The sequence below is a fragment of the Micrococcus sp. 093350064-1 genome (assembly GCF_053627955.1).
Genome location: NZ_JBSEYU010000003.1, coordinates 331,888 through 351,320, shown reverse-complemented (window position 1 = coordinate 351,320; position 19,433 = coordinate 331,888). Strand labels below are relative to the sequence as shown.

Here is a 19,433-nt window from a genome sequence, read left to right as displayed (position 1 = left end):
CTACCTAACCCCAGCCGAGTACGCTCGGCAGTGCACCCATCAAATGGAAACCGACGACTCACAGAACGTCCGGACCGAATGAAGGGGGCGGCTCAAGATCGGCGCCGTCTGCGACCCACTGGAGAACGAGGAGCTGTGCGTCGTTGAGCGTGAGATCCATACCTTCAGTCTGACTGCGGTATTTTCGCCTTGGTTGGCTCGCGAAGAACGACCCCTGCCTTGATGACCGCCACCCGCATGGTCTCCTGGTTCACGCCGAGTGCCTCGGCAACCTGTGACAGGGAGAGGCCGGACTCGTAGAGGCGGGCAGCTTCACTCACCTGGTCTGCTGTCATCGGCTGGCGGCGGACGACAACGTTGTTGGCTCGAAGGATACCGATGATCGTGGACTTGGCGACGTCGTAGTCCTTCGCCAAGGCTGTCGTCGTGTCACCTGCCGAGTACCGTGCGACCACCTGCGCGCGAGCTTCGTCGTTCAGGCGCTTCCACTTGCGGCGAGGAGCCGCGACAGGGTGAGAGGTTTGAGCGTCGTCCGGCAAGGTGTCCGCACCTGTCGTTCGAGTGCTGTCGTGAGAACCCCTGATCCGGCGCAGATTCTCGGTTTCTACCCCTGTTGGATATTTACGGGAACAGAGGTCAATAAGGGCGACCACATCGACGAAGCCGGAGTCCTGCAACGCAGGGCTCCGGCTTCGTCGTGCCCGGGGGCGGGGCAGCTTGGTCCGCCACTCTCCGTCGGCTGGGCGGGGACGCTCAGGCCGGGAAGAGCACGTGCGTGTCCGGCACGACGGCCCGGCCGCCGAGGGCCCTGAGTTCCAGCAGGCAGGCCGCGCCCACCACCTCCGCACCCCGTGCCTCGATGAGCCGTCGGCCGGCGGCGAGGGTGCCGCCCGTGGCGAGGACGTCGTCGAGCAGGAGCACCCGTGACCCGGCCCGCAGGTCCTCGGAGACCTCGATGCTCGCGGTCCCGTACTCCAGCGTGTAGTCCGCGCGGGCTGCGGGCGCCGGGAGGCGCCCGGCCTTGCGCAGCGGCACGAGGCCGGTGCCTGTCAGGACGGCGGCCGCCCCGGCGAGCAGGAACCCGCGGGCCTCGAGGCCGGCCACGAGGTCGAACCGCCCCTCGAACGGCGCCACCAGGGCCTCAACACACTCCCTCAGGGCGCGGGCGTCGGCGAGCAGGGGCGTGATGTCCTGGAAGGCCACGCCCGGGCTGGGATGGTCGGGGACCACACGGATGAGCGAGCGGGCACGGGCGATCTCGGAGGTGACGGACACGGCCTCCACTCTAGGACGTACGCCGCCCGGGCCGCGGATGTGATCGGCGTCATCGGGCGGGGAGTTTGCTCTGGCTCCCTCAGGGGAGGACAGTAGATCGGTGGAAAATCCCCAGAATCCTCTCGCGGGCCGCGTGCCCGACGTCGAGCCGTCCGCCCGCGTGGCGGCGTCGACGGCCACCCGTCCCGACGACGCCACCCCCGACTGGCGCGGCCGCCCGTTCCTCGGCCAGCCCGGCCCGCTGGCGAACCTGTTCTCCGTGGAGCTGTGGGAGCGCTTCTCCTTCTACGGCATGCAGGCGATGCTCGTGTACTACATGTCCTGGACCGCCGCGGAGGGCGGCCTCGGGATCGACCCGGCCGTGGCCACGGGCATCGTCGGCGCCTACGGCGGCATGGTGTACGTGTTCTGCATCCTCGGCGGCTGGGTCGCCGACCGCCTGCTCGGTTCCGAGCGCACCATGTTCGTCAGCGCCGTCGGGATCATGTTGGGCCACATCGCGCTGGCCCTCGTCCCGGGCGTCCCGGGCCTGACCCTGGGCCTCGTGCTCGTCGCCGTCGGTTCGGGCGGCCTCAAGGCCAACGCCACGAACCTCGTCGGCTCCCTGTACTCCCGCGAGGACCCCAAGCGCGATGCCGGCTTCTCCATCTTCTACATGGGCGTGAACATCGGCGCCCTCTTCGGCCCGCTGCTCACCGGCCTGGCGCGCGACACGATGGGCTTCCACGTGGGCTTCGGCCTCGCCGCCGCCGGCATGGCCATCGGCCTGACGCAGTACGCCCTGACCCGCAAGAACCTGCCCACGGACGTGCACCGGGTCCCGGATCCGCTGCCGCGGTCGCAGTACGGCCGCTGGGGCCTGATCGGCCTGGGGATGGTCGCCGTCGTCGTGGCCCTGTTCCTCACGGACGTCATCACCCTGGACAACCTCTCCGACGCCGTCGTCGTGCTCGCCGCCGTCGCGGCCATCGCGATCTTCGCGGTCCTGCTGACCTCGACGAAGGTCTCGGAGGAGGAGCGCTCGCGCGTGAAGGCGTTCATCCCGCTGTTCATCGGCACGTCCGTGTTCTTCGCCCTCTTCCAGCAGCAGTTCACCGTGATCGCGCTGTACTCCGAGCACCGCCTCGACCGGAACCTGTTCGGCTGGCTCATGCCCATGGAGTGGGTCAACTCCATCAACCCGATCTTCATCATCGTGTTCGCCCCGGTGTTCGCCGCGCTGTGGACCAAGCTGGGCACCCGCCAGCCCGCCACCCCGGTGAAGTTCGGCATCGGCATCGTCCTGATCGGCATCGCCTTCCTGCTGTTCATCCCGGTGGCCGACGTCGCCGCCGTGCCGCTGCTGTGGCTGACGCTGATCCTCTTCGTCTGCACCATGGGCGAGCTGCTCGTCTCCCCGGTGGGCCTCTCCCTGGCCACCAAGGTCGCCCCGCGCAGCTTCCCGGTGATGATGGTGTCGCTGTACAACCTGTCCGTCGCCCTGGGCACGGCCCTGGCCGGCTCCCTGGCCGGCTCCTACTCGGAGCAGAACGAGGTGGGCTACTTCGGCACGATCGGTGCGGTCACCCTCGGCGTGGGCCTGATCGTGCTGGCCATCGCCAAGCCGGTGCGTCGCGGCATGCGCGGCGTGCTCTGAGCACGCCAGTGGCGCGAATCACGCGCCGCTCGGTAGTCTGCGAGACGACGTCATCCCTCCCGACCACACAAAGGACGCGCACTCCATGAGCTCCATCCCCGAAGGCCTGAAGTACTCCGCCGAGCACGAGTGGATCGCCGAGGCCGGTGCCGCCGGCACGGTCCGCGTGGGCATCACCGACTTCGCCCAGGATGCGCTGGGTGACGTCGTGTACGTGGACCTGCCGGAGGTCGGCACCGAGGTCACCGCGGGCACCGCGGTGGGCGAGGTCGAGTCCACGAAGTCCGTCTCGGACATCTACGCCCCGGTCTCCGGCACCGTGGCCGCCGTCAACGACGAGCTCGACGGCGAGCCCGGCCTGGTCAACTCCGCCCCCTACGAGGGCGGCTGGCTGTTCGAGATCACCCTCGCGGACGAGGCCCAGCTCGAGGGCCTCATGGACGCCGAGGGCTACGCCTCGCACACCAGCTGAGCCCCGTCCGCCGTCGCCCCGCCGCCGGCCGGCGGGGCGACGGCGTCCCCTTCGTCTCTCCCTCCGGCGCCGCGGCGCCGGCCGCCGCACAGGAGCACCCCATGAACCAGCCCGGACGTGAACCGGACCTGTCCACCTCCGCCATCAACCTCACCGAGCTGGCACCGCTGGTCTCGGCGGACCTCACCCGCGAGGAGTCGGACGCGATCCGCGCCCTCCCGGCCGGTTCCGCGCTGCTGCTGGCCCACGAGGGCCCGGACCAGTCCGCCCGCTTCCTCCTGGACAAGGACGTGGTCTCCGTGGGGCGCCACCCGGACGCGGACATCTTCCTCGACGACGTCACCGTCTCCCGTCGTCACGCGGAGTTCCGGGCCGAGGACGGTGGCCATCGGCTCGTGGACCTGAACTCCCTCAACGGCACCTTCGTGAACCACGACCGGGTGGACGAGATCCTGCTGCGCTCCGGGATGCACGTGCAGATCGGCAAGTACCGGCTCACGTACTACGCCGCGCCGGCGCGGGGCTGAGCCGTCATCCCCGTGATCGATCCGCGCCCGCTCCCCGACGCCGTCCCCACCGCCCGCCCTGCGGGCCGGCTGGGCATCGGCGAGGTCGTGGCCGCCCTCGAAGCCGAATTCCCCGGCGTCACCGCGTCCAAGGTGCGCTTCCTGGAGGACCGCGGCCTCGTGCTGCCCGAGCGGACCCCCGCCGGCTACCGGCGCTTCCGGCCCGAGGACGTGGACCGGCTCCGGTTCGTCCTCGCGCTGCAGCGCGACCACTTCCTGCCGCTCAAGGTCATCGCCGACCACCTGGCCGCGCTGGACCGCGGCGAACGCCCCACCGGCCTGCCCGGGACCGCGGCGGTCCCGGCGTCCTCGGACGCGGCGCGGCTCGGCCGCGAGGTCGCCGGGGGCCGCCGGTCGTGGACCCGCGCCGAGCTCGCCGCCGAATCCGGGGCGGGCGAGGAGCTGCTGGCCGAGCTGGATCAGTACTCGCTCCTGCCCGTCGATCCCGACGGCGGCTACCCGAGCCACGCGATGGACGTGGCCCGGGCCGCCGTCGTGCTCGCGGGCCACGGCCTGGAGCCCCGGCACCTGCGCCCGCTGCGGGCCGCGGCCGACCGCGAACTGGGCCTGGTGGAGCGCGCCGTCGCCCCGCTGCAGGCCCGCCGCGACGCCGGCACCCGCCCCCGCGTGGCCCGCTCGGCACGCGAGATCGCGCAGGCCAGCCTGCGGCTGCATGCGGCCCTCGTGGCCGTGGGGCTGGAGCAGTGGGATGACTGAGCCGCGCCCCGTGCCCGCCGACGACGCCGGCGACGTGCCGCTCTCCGTGCTCGGCGTGCGCGTCGAGCTGCCCGAACAGCACCACGTGATCCTGCTGGTGGATCCGCCCGGCCGCACGATGATCCCGCTGTGGGTGGGCGCGCCCGAGGCCGCCGCCGCCGCGCTCGCGCTCGAGGGCGTCCGCGCGCCCCGGCCCCTCACCCATGAGCTGCTCCTGGCCGCCGTGGACGCCCTGGGCGCCGAGGTCGTGCGGGTGCGGCTCACCGAGGTCCGCGACGAGGTCGTGCACGCCGAGCTCGTGCTCTCCACCGGCGCCCGGGTCGACGCCCGCGCGTCGGACGCCGTCGTGGTCGCCCTGCGCGCCGACGCCCCCGTGCTCGGCAGCCCCGCCGTGCTCGCGGACGCCGGCATGCCGGCGCGGACGGGGGAGGAGGACGCCGGCCAGGAGCGCGCCGTCGAGGACTTCCGCGACTTCCTGGACACGGTGCGCCCCGAGGACTTCGCCTGAGCGGAGCCGGCGCGACACGGCGCGGTCTCGCCGCCGGCTTCGTTGACCGTCCCCGGACCCGCGCGTACCTTCGAGGGGAAGAGGGCCCCGCCACCCGGAGCGCCTCCGTCGCCCTCCCCACGGTCACCGGGGAGCGCCGCCACGGTCACCGGCGGCACACGACGGTCGCGTCCCCCTCCCCGCACCGGGGGCCCCGCACCAGGAGGTTCCCCGTGACACCCACTGCAGGTCCTGGCCGGCCCCCCGCGCTCGGCGCCCAGGGCACGCTCTTCGACGAGGGCAGGACCCAGGGCGACGACGTCGGCTTCCGCGGTCCCACCGCGTGCAAGGCCGCCGGCATCACCTATCGCCAGCTCGACTACTGGGCCCGCACGGATCTCGTGGCCCCCACGGTCCGCAGCGCCTCCGGCTCCGGCTCCCAGCGGCTGTACTCGTTCCGCGACATCCTCGTCCTCAAGGTGGTCAAGCGCCTCCTGGACACCGGCGTCTCGCTCCAGCAGATCCGCACCGCCGTGGGCCACCTGCGCGAGCGGGGTGTCGAGGACCTGGCGCAGATCACCCTGATGAGCGACGGCGCCTCGGTGTACGAGTGCACCTCGGCAGACGAGGTCGTGGACCTCGTCCAGGGCGGCCAGGGCGTCTTCGGGATCGCCGTCGGCCGCGTGTGGCGCGAGGTCGAGGGCAGCCTCGCCGAGCTGCCGCGCGAGAGCGTGGTGGGCGCCCCCGAGCCGGGGGACGAGCTGGCCGGGCGGCGTCGGGCCCGCCGCTCCGCCTGACCCTCCACCGCGGGCGCCCCGGAGGGCCGAGCCAGTCATCTTTCGTCTCGCAACGGTGACTGTGCGCGACATGAGGCGGAACTCCGGCGCGGTGTGACACACTGCCAACCATGACCGCACCTGTCGAGAACTTCACCCCTCCAGAGGACGCGGCCGGGTCGACCGGAGCCGGCGCCGTCTTCTCCAAGGTCTTGGTGGCCAACCGCGGCGAGATCGCCGTCCGCGCCTTCCGCGCCTGCTACGAGCTGGGCGCCCGCACCGTCGCCGTCTTCCCCTACGAGGACCGCAATTCGATCCACCGCCAGAAGGCGGACGAGGCCTACCGCATCGGCGACGAGGGCCACCCCGTGCGCGCCTACCTCGACGTGGACGAGATCATCCGCGTGGCCAAGGACGCCGGGGCCGACGCGATCTACCCGGGCTACGGCTTCCTGTCGGAGAACGCCGGCCTGGCCCGCGCCGCGGCCGAGAACGGGATCACCTTCGTCGGCCCGCCCGCCGACGTCCTCGAGCTGACCGGCAACAAGGTCGAGGCCCTGCGCGCGGCCAAGCGCGCGGGCATCCCCACCCTGGCCTCCTCGGACCCGAGCGCCGACGTCGAGTGGCTCCTGGAGCAGGCCGAGGAGATCGGCTTCCCCATCTTCGTCAAGGCCGTCGCCGGCGGCGGCGGCCGCGGCATGCGCCGCGTCGAGCGCCGCGAGGACCTGCGCGGCTCCCTCGAGGCCGCGATGCGCGAGGCGGACACCGCCTTCGGCGACCCCACCGTGTTCCTCGAGCAGGCCGTCCTGCGGCCGCGGCACATCGAGGTCCAGATCCTCGCCGACGGCGAGGGCAACGTCGTGCACCTCTTCGAGCGGGACTGCTCGCTCCAGCGCCGCCACCAGAAGGTCATCGAGATGGCCCCGGCCCCGAACCTGGACGAGGAGATCCGGCAGGCCCTGCACCGGGACGCCGTCGCCTTCGCCAAGGAGATGGGGTACGTCAACGCGGGCACCGTCGAGTTCCTCGTGGACACGGCGGGCGAGCGTGCGGGCCAGCACGTGTTCATCGAGATGAACCCCCGCATCCAGGTGGAGCACACCGTGACTGAGGAGGTCACGGACGTGGACCTGGTGAGCGCGCAGCTGCGCATCGCCGCCGGCGCCACCCTGCCCGAGCTGGGCATCACCCAGGACGCCCTCCAGGTCCGCGGCTTCGCCATCCAGTGCCGCATCACCACCGAGGACCCGGCCAACGGCTTCCGCCCGGACACCGGCACCATCACCGCCTACCGCTCGGCCGGCGGCTCCGGTGTGCGCCTCGACGGCGGCACCATCTACGCCGGTGCGGAGATCAGCCCCCACTTCGACTCCATGCTGGTCAAGCTCACCTGCCGCGGACGCGACTACGCCACGGCGGTGCGCCGCGTGCGCCGCGCCCTGGCAGAGTTCCGCGTGCGCGGCGTGGCCACCAACATCCCGTTCCTGATGAACGTGATGGACGACCCGCAGTTCCTCAGCGGCGACGTCGCCACGGACTTCATCGACAAGCACCCCGAGCTGGCCACGGTGAACCGCTCCCAGGACCGCGGATCCAAGGCCCTGCAGTATCTCGTGGACGTCACCGTCAACCAGCCGCACGGCCCGCGCGTCGAGGGCATCGACCCTCGCGACCGCCTCCCCGAGCACCCGGGCGACAAGCACCAGGAGCCGGACCGCTCGCCCTTCGACGGCCCGAGCCGGAACGAGGACGCGGTGCCCCCGCGCGGCTGGCGTCAGGTGCTGCTGGAGCAGGGCCCCGAGGGCTTCGCCCGCACCCTGCGTGAGCAGACCGCGCTGGCCGTCACGGACACCACGTTCCGCGACGCCCACCAGTCCCTGCTGGCCACCCGCGTCCGCACGCGCGACCTGCTGGCCGCCGCCCCCGCCGTCGCGCACACCCTGCCGGGGCTGCTCTCGGTGGAGGCCTGGGGCGGGGCGACGTACGACGTCGCGCTGCGCTTCCTCCACGAGGACCCGTGGCAGCGCCTCGAGCTGCTGCGCGCGGAGCTGCCGAACATCCCGATCCAGATGCTGCTGCGCGGCCGCAACACGGTGGGATACACGCCGTACCCCACCGAGGTGACGGACGCGTTCGTGGCCGAGGCCGCGGCGTCCGGCGTCGACGTGTTCCGCATCTTCGACGCCCTCAACGACGTCGAGCAGATCACCCCGGCCATCGAGGCGGTGCGTGCCACGGGCACCGCCGTGGCCGAGGCGGCCCTGTGCTACACGGGCAACATGACGGACCCGAAGGAGACGCTCTACACGCTCGACTACTACCTGGGCCTCGCCCGCCGGATGGTCGACGCCGGCGCCCACGTCCTGGCGATCAAGGACATGGCGGGCCTGCTGCGGCCCGCCGCGGCGCGCGAGCTGGTCACCGCCCTGCGCGCCGAGTTCGACCTGCCCGTGCACCTGCACACGCACGACACCGCCGGCGGTCAGCTGGCCACCCTGCTCGCAGCGGCGGAGGCCGGCGTGGACGCCGTCGACGCGGCCACCGCGTCCATGGCGGGCACCACCAGCCAGGTGCCGCTGTCCGCCCTGGTGGCGGCGCTCGAGCACACGGAGCGGGACACCGGTCTCGGCCTCGAGGCCGCCACCGCGATGGAGCCCTACTGGGAGTCCGTCCGCTCGGCGTACGCGCCCTTCGAGGCGGGGCTGCCCGCCCCGACCGGCCGCGTGTACCACCACGAGATCCCGGGCGGCCAGCTGTCCAACCTGCGCACGCAGGCGATCGCGCTCGGCCTGGGGGAGCGGTTCGAGGCCATCGAGTCGATGTACGCCGCGGCCGACGACCTGCTCGGCCACCTCGTCAAGGTCACCCCGTCCTCCAAGGTGGTGGGCGATCTGGCGCTGCAGCTGGTCGGCTCCGGCGTGGACCCGAAGGAGTTCGCGGAGCGTCCGCAGGAGTTCGACATCCCGGACTCCGTGATCGGCTTCCTGCGCGGCGAGCTCGGCGACCCGCCCGGCGGCTGGCCGGAGCCCTTCCGGACCAAGGCCCTCCAGGGTCGCCGCGAGGGCGCGGGCATGGTGGAGATCTCCGCGGAGGACTCGAGCGCCCTCGGCGAGGCCGGACAGACCCGCCGCGGGGTGCTGAACCGCCTGCTCTTCCCCGGCCCCACGAAGGAGTTCGAGGCGCACCGCGAGGAGTTCGGGGACACCGTCACCCTGCACACCCGCGACTTCCTCTACGGCCTCGTCCCCGGGCGCGAGCACGTCATCTCGCTCGGACGCGGTGTGCGGCTGCTCGCCACCCTCATGTCCGTCTCCGAGCCGGACGAGAAGGGCATGCGCACCGTGATGGTCACCCTGAACGGCCAGCTGCGCCAGATGACCGTCCGCGACCGCTCGATCGAGTCCACCGTGCGGACCGCGGAGAAGGCGGACCCCGGCACCCCCGGCCACGTCGCCGCCCCGTTCGCGGGCTCGGTCACCGTCCAGGTGGCCGAGGGCGACGCCGTCGAGGTCGGCCAGGCGGTGGCCACGATCGAGGCGATGAAGATGGAGGCCGCGATCACGGCCCAGGTCGCGGGCACCGTGCGCCGCGTGGTCACGGAGGGCATCACGCCCGTCAACGGCGGAGACCTGCTGCTCGTGATCGAGTGAGCCCCGCGTGAGCCCGCCGCCGGCGGGCCGCCCCACGGGCCCGGACGCCACCGCGTCCGGGCCCGTGCCTATCCTGGGAGGCATGGCCACCACTGCGGAACACCACGACCTGCTCATCATCGGATCCGGATCGGGGAACTCCCTGGTCAGCGAACACTGGAAGGGCCGGAGCGTCGTGATCGCCGACTCCGGCCCGTTCGGCGGCACCTGCCTGAACGTCGGCTGCATCCCCACCAAGATGTACGCCTACCCGGCCAGCCTGGCGGCGCTGCCGCCCGAGGCCCGGAGCCTCGGGGTGGGGCTGGAGTTCACGGGCGCCGACTTCCCGGCCATCCGGGACCGCATCTTCACGCGCATCGACGGCATCAGCCGGGACGGGCTGCGCCACCGCCGGGATGATCTGGACTACACGAGCGTGATCCAGGAGGAGGTGCGCTTCGTCGGTCCCCGCCGCGTGCGCACCGCCTCGGGTCGGGAGATCACGGCGGACCAGGTCGTGGTCGCCGCGGGGTCGCGGCCCACCCTCCCGGAGATCCCGGGCCTGGACCTGCCGTCGGTGCACACCTCGGACACCGTCATGCGACTGGATCGGCTGCCGCGGCGGCTGCTCGTGGTGGGCGGCGGGTTCATCGCCTGCGAGTTCGCGTCCGTCTTCGCCGGGCTGGGCACCGAGGTCGTCCAGGTCAACCGCGGCCACCGGCTGCTCAAGCAGCACGACATGTCCGTGTCCACGACGTTCACGAAGATCGCGGCCCGGCGGTGGGACCTGCGCACGGGGTGGACCCCGGCCGGGATCGAACCGGTCGAGGACGCCGAGCGGGCCGCGGACGGCTGGGTCCGGGTGCGCCTGGATCGCGCGGAGGGCCAGGAGCAGACCGGCATCGTGGAGGAGGCCATCGAGGCGGACGCGGTGCTGATCGCGGTCGGCCGGACGCCGAACACGGACCGCCTCGACCCCGCCGCCGCGGGACTGGACGTCACCGACGACGGCATCCTGGCCAGCGACGAGCACCAGCGCGCACTCTCCGACGGCGCGCCGGTGGAGGGGGTCTACGTGCTCGGGGACGTCGCCAACACGTGGCAGCTCAAGCACGTGGCCAACCACGAGGCCCGCGTCGTCGCGCACAACCTGGAGCATCCGGACGACCTCCGCGCCAACACGCTCGGCCCCGTGCCGGCGGCCGTGTTCACCCACCCGCAGGCGGCCTCCGTCGGGCTCACGGTGGAGCAGGCGCTCGCCGACTACGGCGCGGACGCGATCACGGTGAAGACCCAGCCCTTCGGGGACGTCGCCTACGGCTGGGCCATGGAGGACACCGAGGGTGTGTGCACCGTCGTCGCGGAGAAGGCCACCGGACGGATCCTGGGCGGGCACATCCTGGGGCACGAGGCCGCGAACCTCATCCAGCCGCTCGTGACCGGCATGGCGTTCGGCATCGACGCCCACCGGCTCGCGCGGGGCCAGTACTGGCCCCACCCGGCCCTCACCGAGGTCGTCGAGAACGCGCTGCTGGGCCTGGACGTGCCGGACTCCGGTCTGCTCTGACCGGACCCGCGGGGACGACGAGGCCCGGCCGCGGGGGCCGGGCGCCGTCGTCGAGGGGCGTTCAGTTCTGCGGGGCGGGCTCCCCGTAGATGTCCGCGATCTGCGCGGCGAAGTCCTTCATGATCGCCGACCGGCGCATCTTCAGGGACGGGGTCACATGGCCCTCCTCCAGGGAGAAGTCGCGGTCGAGGATGCGGAACTCCCGGATCCCCTCGGCGCGCGAGACCAGGCTGTTGGCCTTGTCCACGGCCTCCTGGATGTGACGGCGCACCGCGTCCTCGCGTGCGGCCGCAGCGACGTCGAGGTCCTTCGGCAGCCCGTTCGCGGCGAGCCACGCGGGCAGGGTGTCGGTGTCGAGGGTGACGATCGCCGCGATGAAGGGCTTGCCGTCGCCGACCACCATCACCTGGGAGACGAGCGCGTCGCTGCGGATCGCGTCCTCGAGCATCGCCGGTGCCACGTTCTTGCCGCCGGCCGTCACCAGCAGCTCCTTCTTGCGGCCGGTGATCGTGAGGAAGCCGTCGTCGTCCAGGGCCCCGAGGTCGCCGGTGCGGAACCAGCCGTCTTCGAAGGCCTCCTCGTTCGCCTCCGGCCGGTTGTGGTAGCCGCGCATCAGCGACGTGCCGCGCGTGAGGATCTCGCCGTCCTCGGCGATCCGCACCTGGTTGCCGCCGAGGGGGTGTCCGACCGTGCCGATCTTCAGCCGGTCCGGCCGGCCCACGGTGATGGGGGCCGTCGTCTCGGTGAGGCCGTAGCCCTCGAGGATGGTCACGCCCACGCCGCGGAAGAAGTGCGCCAGGTCGGTGGAGAGGGGGCCGCCGCCGGAGACCGCGTACGCGAGCCGGCCGCCCATGGCCGTCCGGATCCGGCGGTAGACCAGCGCGGAGTAGAACGCGCGCTGCAGCCGCAGGGGCGCCGTCATCTGGCCCGAGTCCAGCGCCCGGGACCAGCGGATCGCCACGTCCGCGCCACGGCGGAAGATCTTCTCCTTGCCGCCGCTCTGCGCGTTGAGCAGCGCCGCGTTGTAGATCTTCTCGAACACGCGCGGCACGGCCAGCACGAAGCTCGGCTGGAAGGTCTGCAGCGAGACCGAGAGCCGCTTGATGTCCGAGACGTGCCCGCAGCGTGCGCCCGCGGCGACGGTGAGCACCGAGACGAAGCGCGCGAACACGTGCGCCAGGGGGATGAACAGCACGGTGGAGGTGTCCTCGCGGACGACGTCGCCGAGCGAGGAGGACAGGGTCTGGTTGACGAGCTCCGCGAAGTTCTCGTGCGTGAGCTCGCAGCCCTTGGGCCGGCCCGTGGTGCCGGAGGTGTAGATGATGGTCGCCAGGTCGGCCAGGCCGGCGGAGGACCGGCGCGTCTCGAGCTCCTCATCGGTGACGTCCGCGCCCAGGGCGACGAGCGCCTCGAGGCCGGAGCCGGGGGCGCCGTCGGCCGGGTCCATCGTCCACAGGCCGATCAGCTCCGGCAGGCCCTCGCGCTGCACCGCGTCCCGCACCGTCTTGGCGAGGTCCTCGTTCCCGGTCACGACGGCGCGCACGTCCGAGTCCTCGATGATCCAGGACACCTGGCTGACGGAGGAGGTCTCGTACACGGGCACGGTGACCGCGCCGGCATACCAGATGGCGAAGTCGACCAGTGTCCACTCCAGGCGGGTGGAGGCCAGGAGACCGACCGTCTCCCCGGGCTGGATCCCGGCGGCGATGAGCCCCTTGGCCAGGGCCCGCACGCGTTCGCGGGCGTCCCGGGCGGAGACGTCCGTCCACTGGTCCTGCGCGTCGGGCACCGCGAAGAGGCCGTGGTCGGGACGCTCCGTGGCCTGGCGTTCCAGGAAGTCCGTGATGTTCGCCTCCGGGGACAGGCGGGGGTGGTGGTACGGCTCGCTGATCTCGTGCATGGGACTCCTCGGGCGTCGGGTCGGTCCCGCCGACCGATGGTCGGCGGAACGGAAGTATGTGTGAGTCGTGTCACGCACACTCTACAACCGGCAGCGGCAGGGTCCGGGCGCGACTCAGTGCGTCGTCATGGCGGCGACCGCGCTCCGGCCGTGGTCGATCAGCAGCGGCAGGTCGTGGTCGAGCGTGGCGACGTGGCGGCTGCGGGGCAGTCCCACCACCTCCACGGGGGCCTGGCGCAGGCCCCGCACCAGGGTCCGGTGGCTCGAGGCGGGCACGACGGCGTCGCGGGCGGACCGGTAGACCGTCACGGGAGCGGTGATCCGCGGCAGGGCGCGGCGGGCGGCCCGCTGGATGCGGCCGAGGGCGGCGACGCCGGCCACCGGCGTGCGGGGGTAGGCGCGCTCGCGCGCCGTCGGGTCCGCGATGTCGTCCGCGATCGGGGCGACCGTGGGGACGAACGGGGCCAGCAGCGGGGCGAAGGGGGCGAGCGGGCTGGCGAAGCGCAGCGCGGGGTTCACCACGAGCACCCCGGCCACGGGTCGGTGGGCGGCGGCGTCGAGCGCGAGGGCGCCGCCCATCGAGATGCCCGCCATGACCACGCGGCCGTGTCGGGCGAGCTCGAGGTCCACGACGGCCCGGACGGCGGCGCGGATCTCGTCCGCACCGGTGGCGGCGAGGTCCTCCCACCGGGTGCCGTGCCCCGGCAGCAGGGGCACGCTCACGGGGGAGCCGCCTGCCGCGAGCCCCTCGGCCCAGGCGCGGACGGAGGCCGGAGTCGAGGTGAACCCGTGCAGGAGCACGACGCAGTGGTCGCGCCGGGCGGGAGCGGCGGGCATGAGGCGCAGGGGGAGGTCTTCGGGGGCGACGGCGACGGGGCGGGGCATGGTGCCAGGGTAAGGCAGGCGGACCATACGATGGGCAGGCACCCGACCGCCCCGACCGGAAGGCCCTCGTGTCCACGTTCTACTGGTCCGCCAAGACGTTCGCCGTGGCTCCGGCCACCCGCCTGCTGTTCCGCCCCTGGGTGAAGGGCCTCGGGAACGTGCCGGCCGAGGGCCCGGCGATCCTGGCCAGCAACCACCTGTCCGTCTCGGACTCGGTGTTCATGCCGGCCATGCTCGACCGCCAGGTGCACTTCCTGGCCAAGCGTGAGTACTTCACCGGCCCGGGCGTGAAGGGCTGGGTCACCCGCCGGTTCTTCGAGGCGGCGAACCAGCTGCCCATGGACCGCTCCGGCGGAGAGGCGTCCCTGCGCTCGCTGGACGCGGGCCTCGAGGCGCTGCGGGAGGGCCGGCTGCTCGGGATCTACCCGGAGGGCACCCGCAGCCCGGACGGGCGGCTGCACCGCGGCAAGATCGGCGTGGCCAAGCTCGCGCTGGCCTCGGGCGCGCCCGTGGTGCCCATCGCGATGATCGGCACGGACCAGGTCCAGCCGATCGGCCATGTGCTGCCGCGGATCCGGCGCCTGGGCATGATCTTCGGTGAGCCGCTGGACTTCTCCGACCGTGCCGAGGCCGTCGGCGACCCCCGGGTGCTGCGGGAGGTGACGGACGAGATCATGGAGGCCATCCGGCGCCTGTCGGGCCAGGAGTACGTGGACACCTACGCGGCGGACGTGAAGGCGGGCCGTACGGCCGCTCCGCCACGCGCCCGCGACTGAGCGGGGCCCGCGCGTCGTCATCCGGGGACGCTCAGACCGGGGCGCGGCACGCGGCCCCTAGCCTGGTGCACATGACTGAAGACCCCCGCGAGAAGATCCTGGCCTTCGGCACCGCCATCTCGGAGGGCGCCGCCGACATCCCCGGCCTGGACCACTGGCGCTCGCTGCCGATCGCGCAGGCGCCGTCCTGGGCGGACGAGGCCGATCACCGCGCCGCCGTCGCCGAGCTGAGCGCCCTGCCCCCGCTCGTCTTCGCGGGCGAGGTCGACCTGCTGCGCGCCCGTCTGGCCGACGTCGCCCAGGGCCGCGCGTTCCTCCTGCAGGGCGGCGACTGCGCCGAGACGTTCGCCGGGTCCACCGCCAACCGGATCAGCGCCCGGGTGAAGACCATCCTGCAGATGGCCGCGGTGCTGACCTACGGCGCCTCCATGCCGGTCGTGAAGATGGGCCGGATCGCCGGCCAGTTCGCGAAGCCGCGGTCCTCGGACACGGAGACCCGCGACGGCGTCACGCTGCCCAGCTTCCGCGGCGAGATCGTGAACGGCTACGAGTTCACCGAGCAGGCCCGCCGGCACGACGCCCGACGGATGGTGCAGGCCTACCACACCTCCGCCTCCACCCTGAACCTGGTCCGCGCCTTCACCCAGGGCGGCTTCGCCGATCTGCGCAGCGTGCACCAGTGGAACCAGGGCTTCATGGCCAACCCGGCCTACGCCCAGTACGAGGAGATGGCCGCCGAGATCGACCGCGCGGTCCGCTTCATGAACGCCGCGGGCGTGGACTTCGAGGCCATGCGCCGCACCGAGTTCTACTCGGCCCACGAGGCGCTCCTGCTCGACTACGAACGCGCCCTGACCCGCGTGGACTCGCGCAGCGGCGACCCCTACGCCACGAGCGCCCACTTCCTGTGGATCGGCGAGCGCACCCGCCAGGTGGACGGCGCCCACGTCGACTTCCTCTCCCGGGTCCGCAACCCGATCGGCGTGAAGCTCGGCCCGACCACCACGGTCGCGGACGCGCTCGAGCTCGCCGAGCGGCTGGACCCGGAGCGCGAGCCGGGCCGCCTGACCTTCATCACCCGCATGGGCGCGGAGCGGATCCGGGACGTGCTCCCCGGCATCGTCGAGGGCGTCCGGGACGCGGGGCTGGAGCCGGTGTGGGTCACCGACCCCATGCACGGCAACACCGTGACCGCGGCCAACGGCTACAAGACCCGCCGGTTCGAGGACGTGATGGACGAGGTCAGCGGCTTCTTCGAGGTGCACCGCGAGCTCGGCACGCACCCGGGCGGCATGCACGTCGAGCTGACCGGCGACGACGTCGCCGAGTGCCTGGGCGGCTCCGACCCGATCAACGAGGCCGACTTCGACGCCCGCTACGAGACGCTGTGCGACCCGCGGCTGAACCACCAGCAGTCCCTGGAGATGGCGTTCAAGGTCACCGAGGCCCTCTCCCACCCCGAGCGCCGCGCGCCGCGGGCCTGACCGCGCGGCCGGGCACGCCCCGGCTCAGCCGACCCAGACGTGGACCGCGGTGCCCTCGGGCAGGGCGGTCCCGGCGGCGGGGGACTGGTGCAGGACCCGGGACTCGCCCCGGCCGGAGAGCGGCAGCGGCAGGCGATGCACGCGGGCGTCCCAGCCGTCGTCCGCCAGCGTCGTGCCCGCCATCTCCGGATCCTGCCCGGTCACGTCCGGCACCGGGCGCACGGCGCGGCCTTCGGAGAGCACCACGCGGACCGCGGTGCCCGGCGTCGCCTGCTCGCCGGGGGCCGGGTGCTGCTCGATCACGGCCCCGGCCGGCACTGCGGGATCGGTGCGGCGCTCCGCGACCTCCACGGTGAATCGGGCGTCCCGGGCCACGCCGTGGGCCCGCCGGATCACGACGCCGGTCAGGTCCGGCACCGGCACCGGCGCGGGGCCGGCGGAGACGGTGAGCTCGACGGGGGTGCCGCGCCCTGCCGGCTCCCCGGCCGCGGGCGAGCTGGCGACGACCGTGCCCTCCGTGCGGAGTTCGTCGTGCCGGGCCGTGACCGCCGCGGTGAAGCCCGCGGCGGTCAGCCGTTCCTCCGCCGCCTCCCGGGCCAGCCCGTCGAGGTCGGGGACCACCGCCACACCTCCGACTCCGAGGCCGCCGGAGCCCAGCGTCCAGCCCAGCAGCAGGGCGACGCCGGTGAGCAGCAGGGTCACGGCCGCGCCGATCGCGGCGGTCCGGCCGGTGCCCTGGCCGAGGTCGAGGGCGGGGCGGCGGGCCGCCCGACGCAGCCGCCGCGGGGACTCGCGCCCCGGATGCCGGTCCGCCGGAGCGGGGTCGAGCCCGAGCGGGCCGATCGGCTCCGCCGGATGCGCGGCGGGCCGCCGGTCGGCCCCGCGCGTCGCCGCACGGGTGTCGATGACGTCGGTCATGTCCGCGTCGAGGTCGGACTCGGCCAGGGCGGGGAGCAGGCGCGTCGCGTGGTGGTCGCCGGCGTCGAGGGCCCGGGTCTCCAGGTTCCCGTCCGGGGCTGCGTCCTCGGGGCCATCGGCGGCGGGGGCGCCCACCGCCGGCTCCGCATCCGGGCCCTCGGCGGGGTGGCGGTCCGGTTCGTCGGGGTCCAGGCCCGCCGCCACGGCGTCGATGCGGTGCAGGAGCTCGCCGGCACCGGCGGGCCGGTCGGCCGGGTCCGGCTCGGTGCACCACAGCACGAGGTCGTCGAGATCCTCGGGGAGCCCGGGGTGCAGCGTGGACGGCACGGGGACCCGCTCGTGGACATGCCGGTAGGCGACCTGCAACGCGGTCGCCGCGGTGTACGGCTGGCGGCCCGTGAGCAGCTCGAACAGGATGATGCCCACGGCGTACACGTCGGAGCGGGCGTCGGCGGGCGCCCCGGCGATGTGCTCGGGGGCGAGGTAGGCGGGCGTGCCCACGACGGCCTGCCCGGCCAGGGTGTGGGCCGTGGCGGCACGGGACAGGCCGAAGTCCGCGACCGTCACCCGCCCGTCGTCGCGGACGAGCACGTTCTCGGGCTTCACGTCCCGGTGCACCAGCCCGGCGCGGTGCGCGGCGGCCAGGCCGTCGACGAGCGGACGCAGGAACCGCAGCGCCTCCCGGGGTGAGAGCGGTGCACGGTCCCGGATGACGGTGCGCAGCGTGCGGCCGGGCACGTGCTCCATCACGAGGTAGGCCAGCACGTCGCCGTCCTCGGCCTCGGTGTGGCCCTGGTCCAGGACCGCGACGACGTGCGGATGGGACAGCCGCGCCGCCGTCTTGGCCTCCTGCTCGAACCGGCCGACGAGGACGGGGTCCTCCGCCAGGTGCGGGTGCATGACCTTGAGCGCCACCTCGCGGTCGAGACGCTCGTCCACGGCCAGGTAGACGGTGGACATGCCGCCCCGGGCCAGCCGCTCGACGACTCGGTAGCGGCCGTCGACGATGTCCCCCACGAGGGGGTCCCGGCGTGCGCTGCTCATCGTCCCAGGGTAGGACAGGCGGCGGACCCCCTCGGGGCGGTCCGCCGCCGGCGGATCAGAACATCGCCATGGCGGCGCGCACCTTGGCCACGTAGTCCCGTGCCTCCGGGTTCAGGCCGCTGTCCAGCACCCCGCCGAGGCCCTGGTAGTAGGCCCCGATGCCCTCATCGAGTGTGGGGGTGCGGTCCTGCACGTACTTGATGAACGCGACGCCGGCCACCGCGTTGTCGTAGGGGTCCAGCAGGTTCAGCTCGCGGCCCACCAGCTCCGAGGCGAACTCGCCCGTGATCGGGATGACCTGCATCGCCCCCACGGCGTTGCCGGGGGAGACCGAGGCCATGCGGAAGCGGGACTCGGTGTACGCGTGGCCCAGGGCCAGGCGGGGGTCCACGCCCATCCGCTCGGCGGTCTCGCGGACGATCTGCTGCATCTGCTCGGGGGTGGGCTGCGGGACGGAGCGCAGCAGGCGCAGGTTCTCGTTCGCCGAGGCCGTGACGTGCGGCGCGTCGGTGCGGCCGAGGAAGGTGTCGCCGACCGCCTGGACGGCGGAGACCGGCTCCACCTCGAGGGTGCCGTCGGAGATCACGAGCACGTCGCCGGGGTGTAGCGTCGAGGCCCGCGTCAGGCCGTTGAGCTCGCGCAGACGGGGGATGGAGACCTCGAACCGCTGGGAGATCCCCCAGAGGGAGTCGCCGGAGACCACGGTGTACCGGACCGTCTCGCCGGCGGCCGCCGGGGCCTTCGAGGCCGGCGCGGGGGCGGTCGACGCGGGGGTCTTCGGTGCGGCGGCCGTGCGCTGCGTGGTCAGGACCATGCCCGGGTGGAGCATGCTCGACGCGCTCATGCCGTTGAGCCGCTGCAGCTGCGCGGCGGAGACGCCGGTGCGGCGGGCGATGATCCACCACCCGTCGTTCGGCTGCACCGTGTAGGTCCCGACGGCCGGGGCCGGGGCCGCCGCGCCGGTCAGGCGGAGCTCGTCACCCGGGTAGAGCACGGTCTCCAGGCCCAGGCCGTTGAACCGCAGCAGGTCGGCGACGGAGACGCCGCGGGCGGCCGAGATCCGGGTGAGGGTGTCGCCCGGGCGCACGGTGTGCACCGCAGCCTCCTGGGCGTGGGCCTGGGCGGGCAGACCGGTGAGCAGCAGCAGGGGCACCGCGCCGCCGGTCAGGACGGAGCGCAGGCGGCGGGAGCGGACGGGGTGTGGGACACGGCAGACCTCGGCATCGGATCGGACGGATGGAACACGACGGGGAAGTGACGGGCGGGACCCGTGGCCCCCCGCGGTCGACCGACGACGTCGG

General features: G+C 73.3%; 16 protein-coding genes. 10 read left to right on the top strand and 6 right to left on the bottom strand.

What is annotated here, in order from left to right:
• Positions 1-164: 164 nt before the first annotated feature.
• Together ACUW6W_RS05425 and ACUW6W_RS05420 are read right to left on the bottom strand one after the other, a co-directional pair.
• Complete coding sequence (locus ACUW6W_RS05425) at positions 165-677, bottom strand: helix-turn-helix domain-containing protein (RefSeq protein ID WP_206496798.1); 513 nt, start codon at positions 675-677, stop codon at positions 165-167.
• Positions 678-753: 76 nt separating this feature from the next.
• On the bottom strand, positions 754-1,275 hold the full coding sequence (locus tag ACUW6W_RS05420) for an adenine phosphoribosyltransferase (protein WP_206496797.1): 522 nt from the start codon (positions 1,273-1,275) through the stop codon (positions 754-756).
• 100 nt (positions 1,276-1,375) lie between these two features.
• On the opposite strand from ACUW6W_RS05420, the gene ACUW6W_RS05415 reads away from it, so the two are divergent.
• From ACUW6W_RS05415 to ACUW6W_RS05380, 8 genes are all read left to right on the top strand, one after another.
• Positions 1,376-2,911 carry a peptide MFS transporter gene (locus ACUW6W_RS05415; protein WP_036316670.1) on the top strand — a complete coding sequence of 512 codons (1,536 nt, stop codon included), beginning with the start codon at positions 1,376-1,378 and terminating at the stop codon, positions 2,909-2,911.
• A gap of 85 nt (positions 2,912-2,996) precedes the next feature.
• On the top strand, positions 2,997-3,383 hold the full coding sequence (gcvH, locus tag ACUW6W_RS05410) for a glycine cleavage system protein GcvH (protein ID WP_002854607.1): 387 nt from the start codon (positions 2,997-2,999) through the stop codon (positions 3,381-3,383).
• Between the two features lie 101 nt (positions 3,384-3,484).
• A complete protein-coding gene (locus tag ACUW6W_RS05405) occupies positions 3,485-3,910 on the top strand; it encodes an FHA domain-containing protein (RefSeq protein ID WP_036340500.1) in 426 nt (141 codons plus the stop codon).
• A gap of 12 nt (positions 3,911-3,922) precedes the next feature.
• Positions 3,923-4,666: a transcriptional regulator FtsR gene (gene ftsR / locus ACUW6W_RS05400; RefSeq protein ID WP_052001255.1), complete on the top strand. Its 744-nt coding sequence runs from the start codon at positions 3,923-3,925 to the stop codon at positions 4,664-4,666.
• Positions 4,659-5,174, top strand: a complete 516-nt coding sequence (locus tag ACUW6W_RS05395; RefSeq protein WP_078025830.1) for a bifunctional nuclease family protein — start codon at positions 4,659-4,661, stop codon at positions 5,172-5,174. The genes ftsR and ACUW6W_RS05395 overlap by 8 nt, the downstream gene beginning before the upstream one ends.
• A 212-nt stretch (positions 5,175-5,386) precedes the next feature.
• Positions 5,387-5,950, top strand: coding sequence for a MerR family transcriptional regulator (locus ACUW6W_RS05390; protein ID WP_012750924.1), 564 nt, complete (start codon positions 5,387-5,389; stop codon positions 5,948-5,950).
• A 110-nt stretch (positions 5,951-6,060) separates the two neighbouring features.
• Positions 6,061-9,579: a pyruvate carboxylase gene (locus ACUW6W_RS05385; protein WP_095347340.1), complete on the top strand. Its 3,519-nt coding sequence runs from the start codon at positions 6,061-6,063 to the stop codon at positions 9,577-9,579.
• A gap of 82 nt (positions 9,580-9,661) precedes the next feature.
• The gene (locus ACUW6W_RS05380) at positions 9,662-11,125 is read left to right on the top strand and encodes a mycothione reductase (RefSeq protein ID WP_036316674.1); all 1,464 of its coding nucleotides are present in this window, start codon (positions 9,662-9,664) and stop codon (positions 11,123-11,125) included.
• A gap of 61 nt (positions 11,126-11,186) precedes the next feature.
• Here ACUW6W_RS05380 and ACUW6W_RS05375 read toward each other — a convergent pair whose 3' ends face one another.
• Positions 11,187-13,025: an AMP-dependent synthetase/ligase gene (locus ACUW6W_RS05375; RefSeq protein ID WP_036340491.1), complete on the bottom strand. Its 1,839-nt coding sequence runs from the start codon at positions 13,023-13,025 to the stop codon at positions 11,187-11,189.
• Between the two features lie 114 nt (positions 13,026-13,139).
• Positions 13,140-13,910 carry an alpha/beta hydrolase gene (locus tag ACUW6W_RS05370; RefSeq protein WP_170080066.1) on the bottom strand — a complete coding sequence of 257 codons (771 nt, stop codon included), beginning with the start codon at positions 13,908-13,910 and terminating at the stop codon, positions 13,140-13,142.
• Positions 13,911-13,978: 68 nt separating this feature from the next.
• Here ACUW6W_RS05370 and ACUW6W_RS05365 point away from each other — a divergent pair, with 68 nt between their 5' ends.
• The gene (locus ACUW6W_RS05365) at positions 13,979-14,686 is read left to right on the top strand and encodes a lysophospholipid acyltransferase family protein (protein WP_036384573.1); all 708 of its coding nucleotides are present in this window, start codon (positions 13,979-13,981) and stop codon (positions 14,684-14,686) included.
• A 71-nt stretch (positions 14,687-14,757) separates the two neighbouring features.
• Positions 14,758-16,170 carry a class II 3-deoxy-7-phosphoheptulonate synthase gene (locus ACUW6W_RS05360; RefSeq protein WP_036316682.1) on the top strand — a complete coding sequence of 471 codons (1,413 nt, stop codon included), beginning with the start codon at positions 14,758-14,760 and terminating at the stop codon, positions 16,168-16,170.
• Positions 16,171-16,194: 24 nt separating this feature from the next.
• On the opposite strand, the gene pknB is transcribed toward ACUW6W_RS05360, so the two are convergent.
• Positions 16,195-18,132, bottom strand: a complete 1,938-nt coding sequence (gene pknB / locus ACUW6W_RS05355) for a Stk1 family PASTA domain-containing Ser/Thr kinase (RefSeq protein WP_237069081.1) — start codon at positions 18,130-18,132, stop codon at positions 16,195-16,197.
• 55 nt (positions 18,133-18,187) lie between these two features.
• Positions 18,188-19,285 carry a LysM peptidoglycan-binding domain-containing protein gene (locus tag ACUW6W_RS05350; RefSeq protein WP_230297513.1) on the bottom strand — a complete coding sequence of 366 codons (1,098 nt, stop codon included), beginning with the start codon at positions 19,283-19,285 and terminating at the stop codon, positions 18,188-18,190.
• Positions 19,286-19,433: the final 148 nt, after the last annotated feature.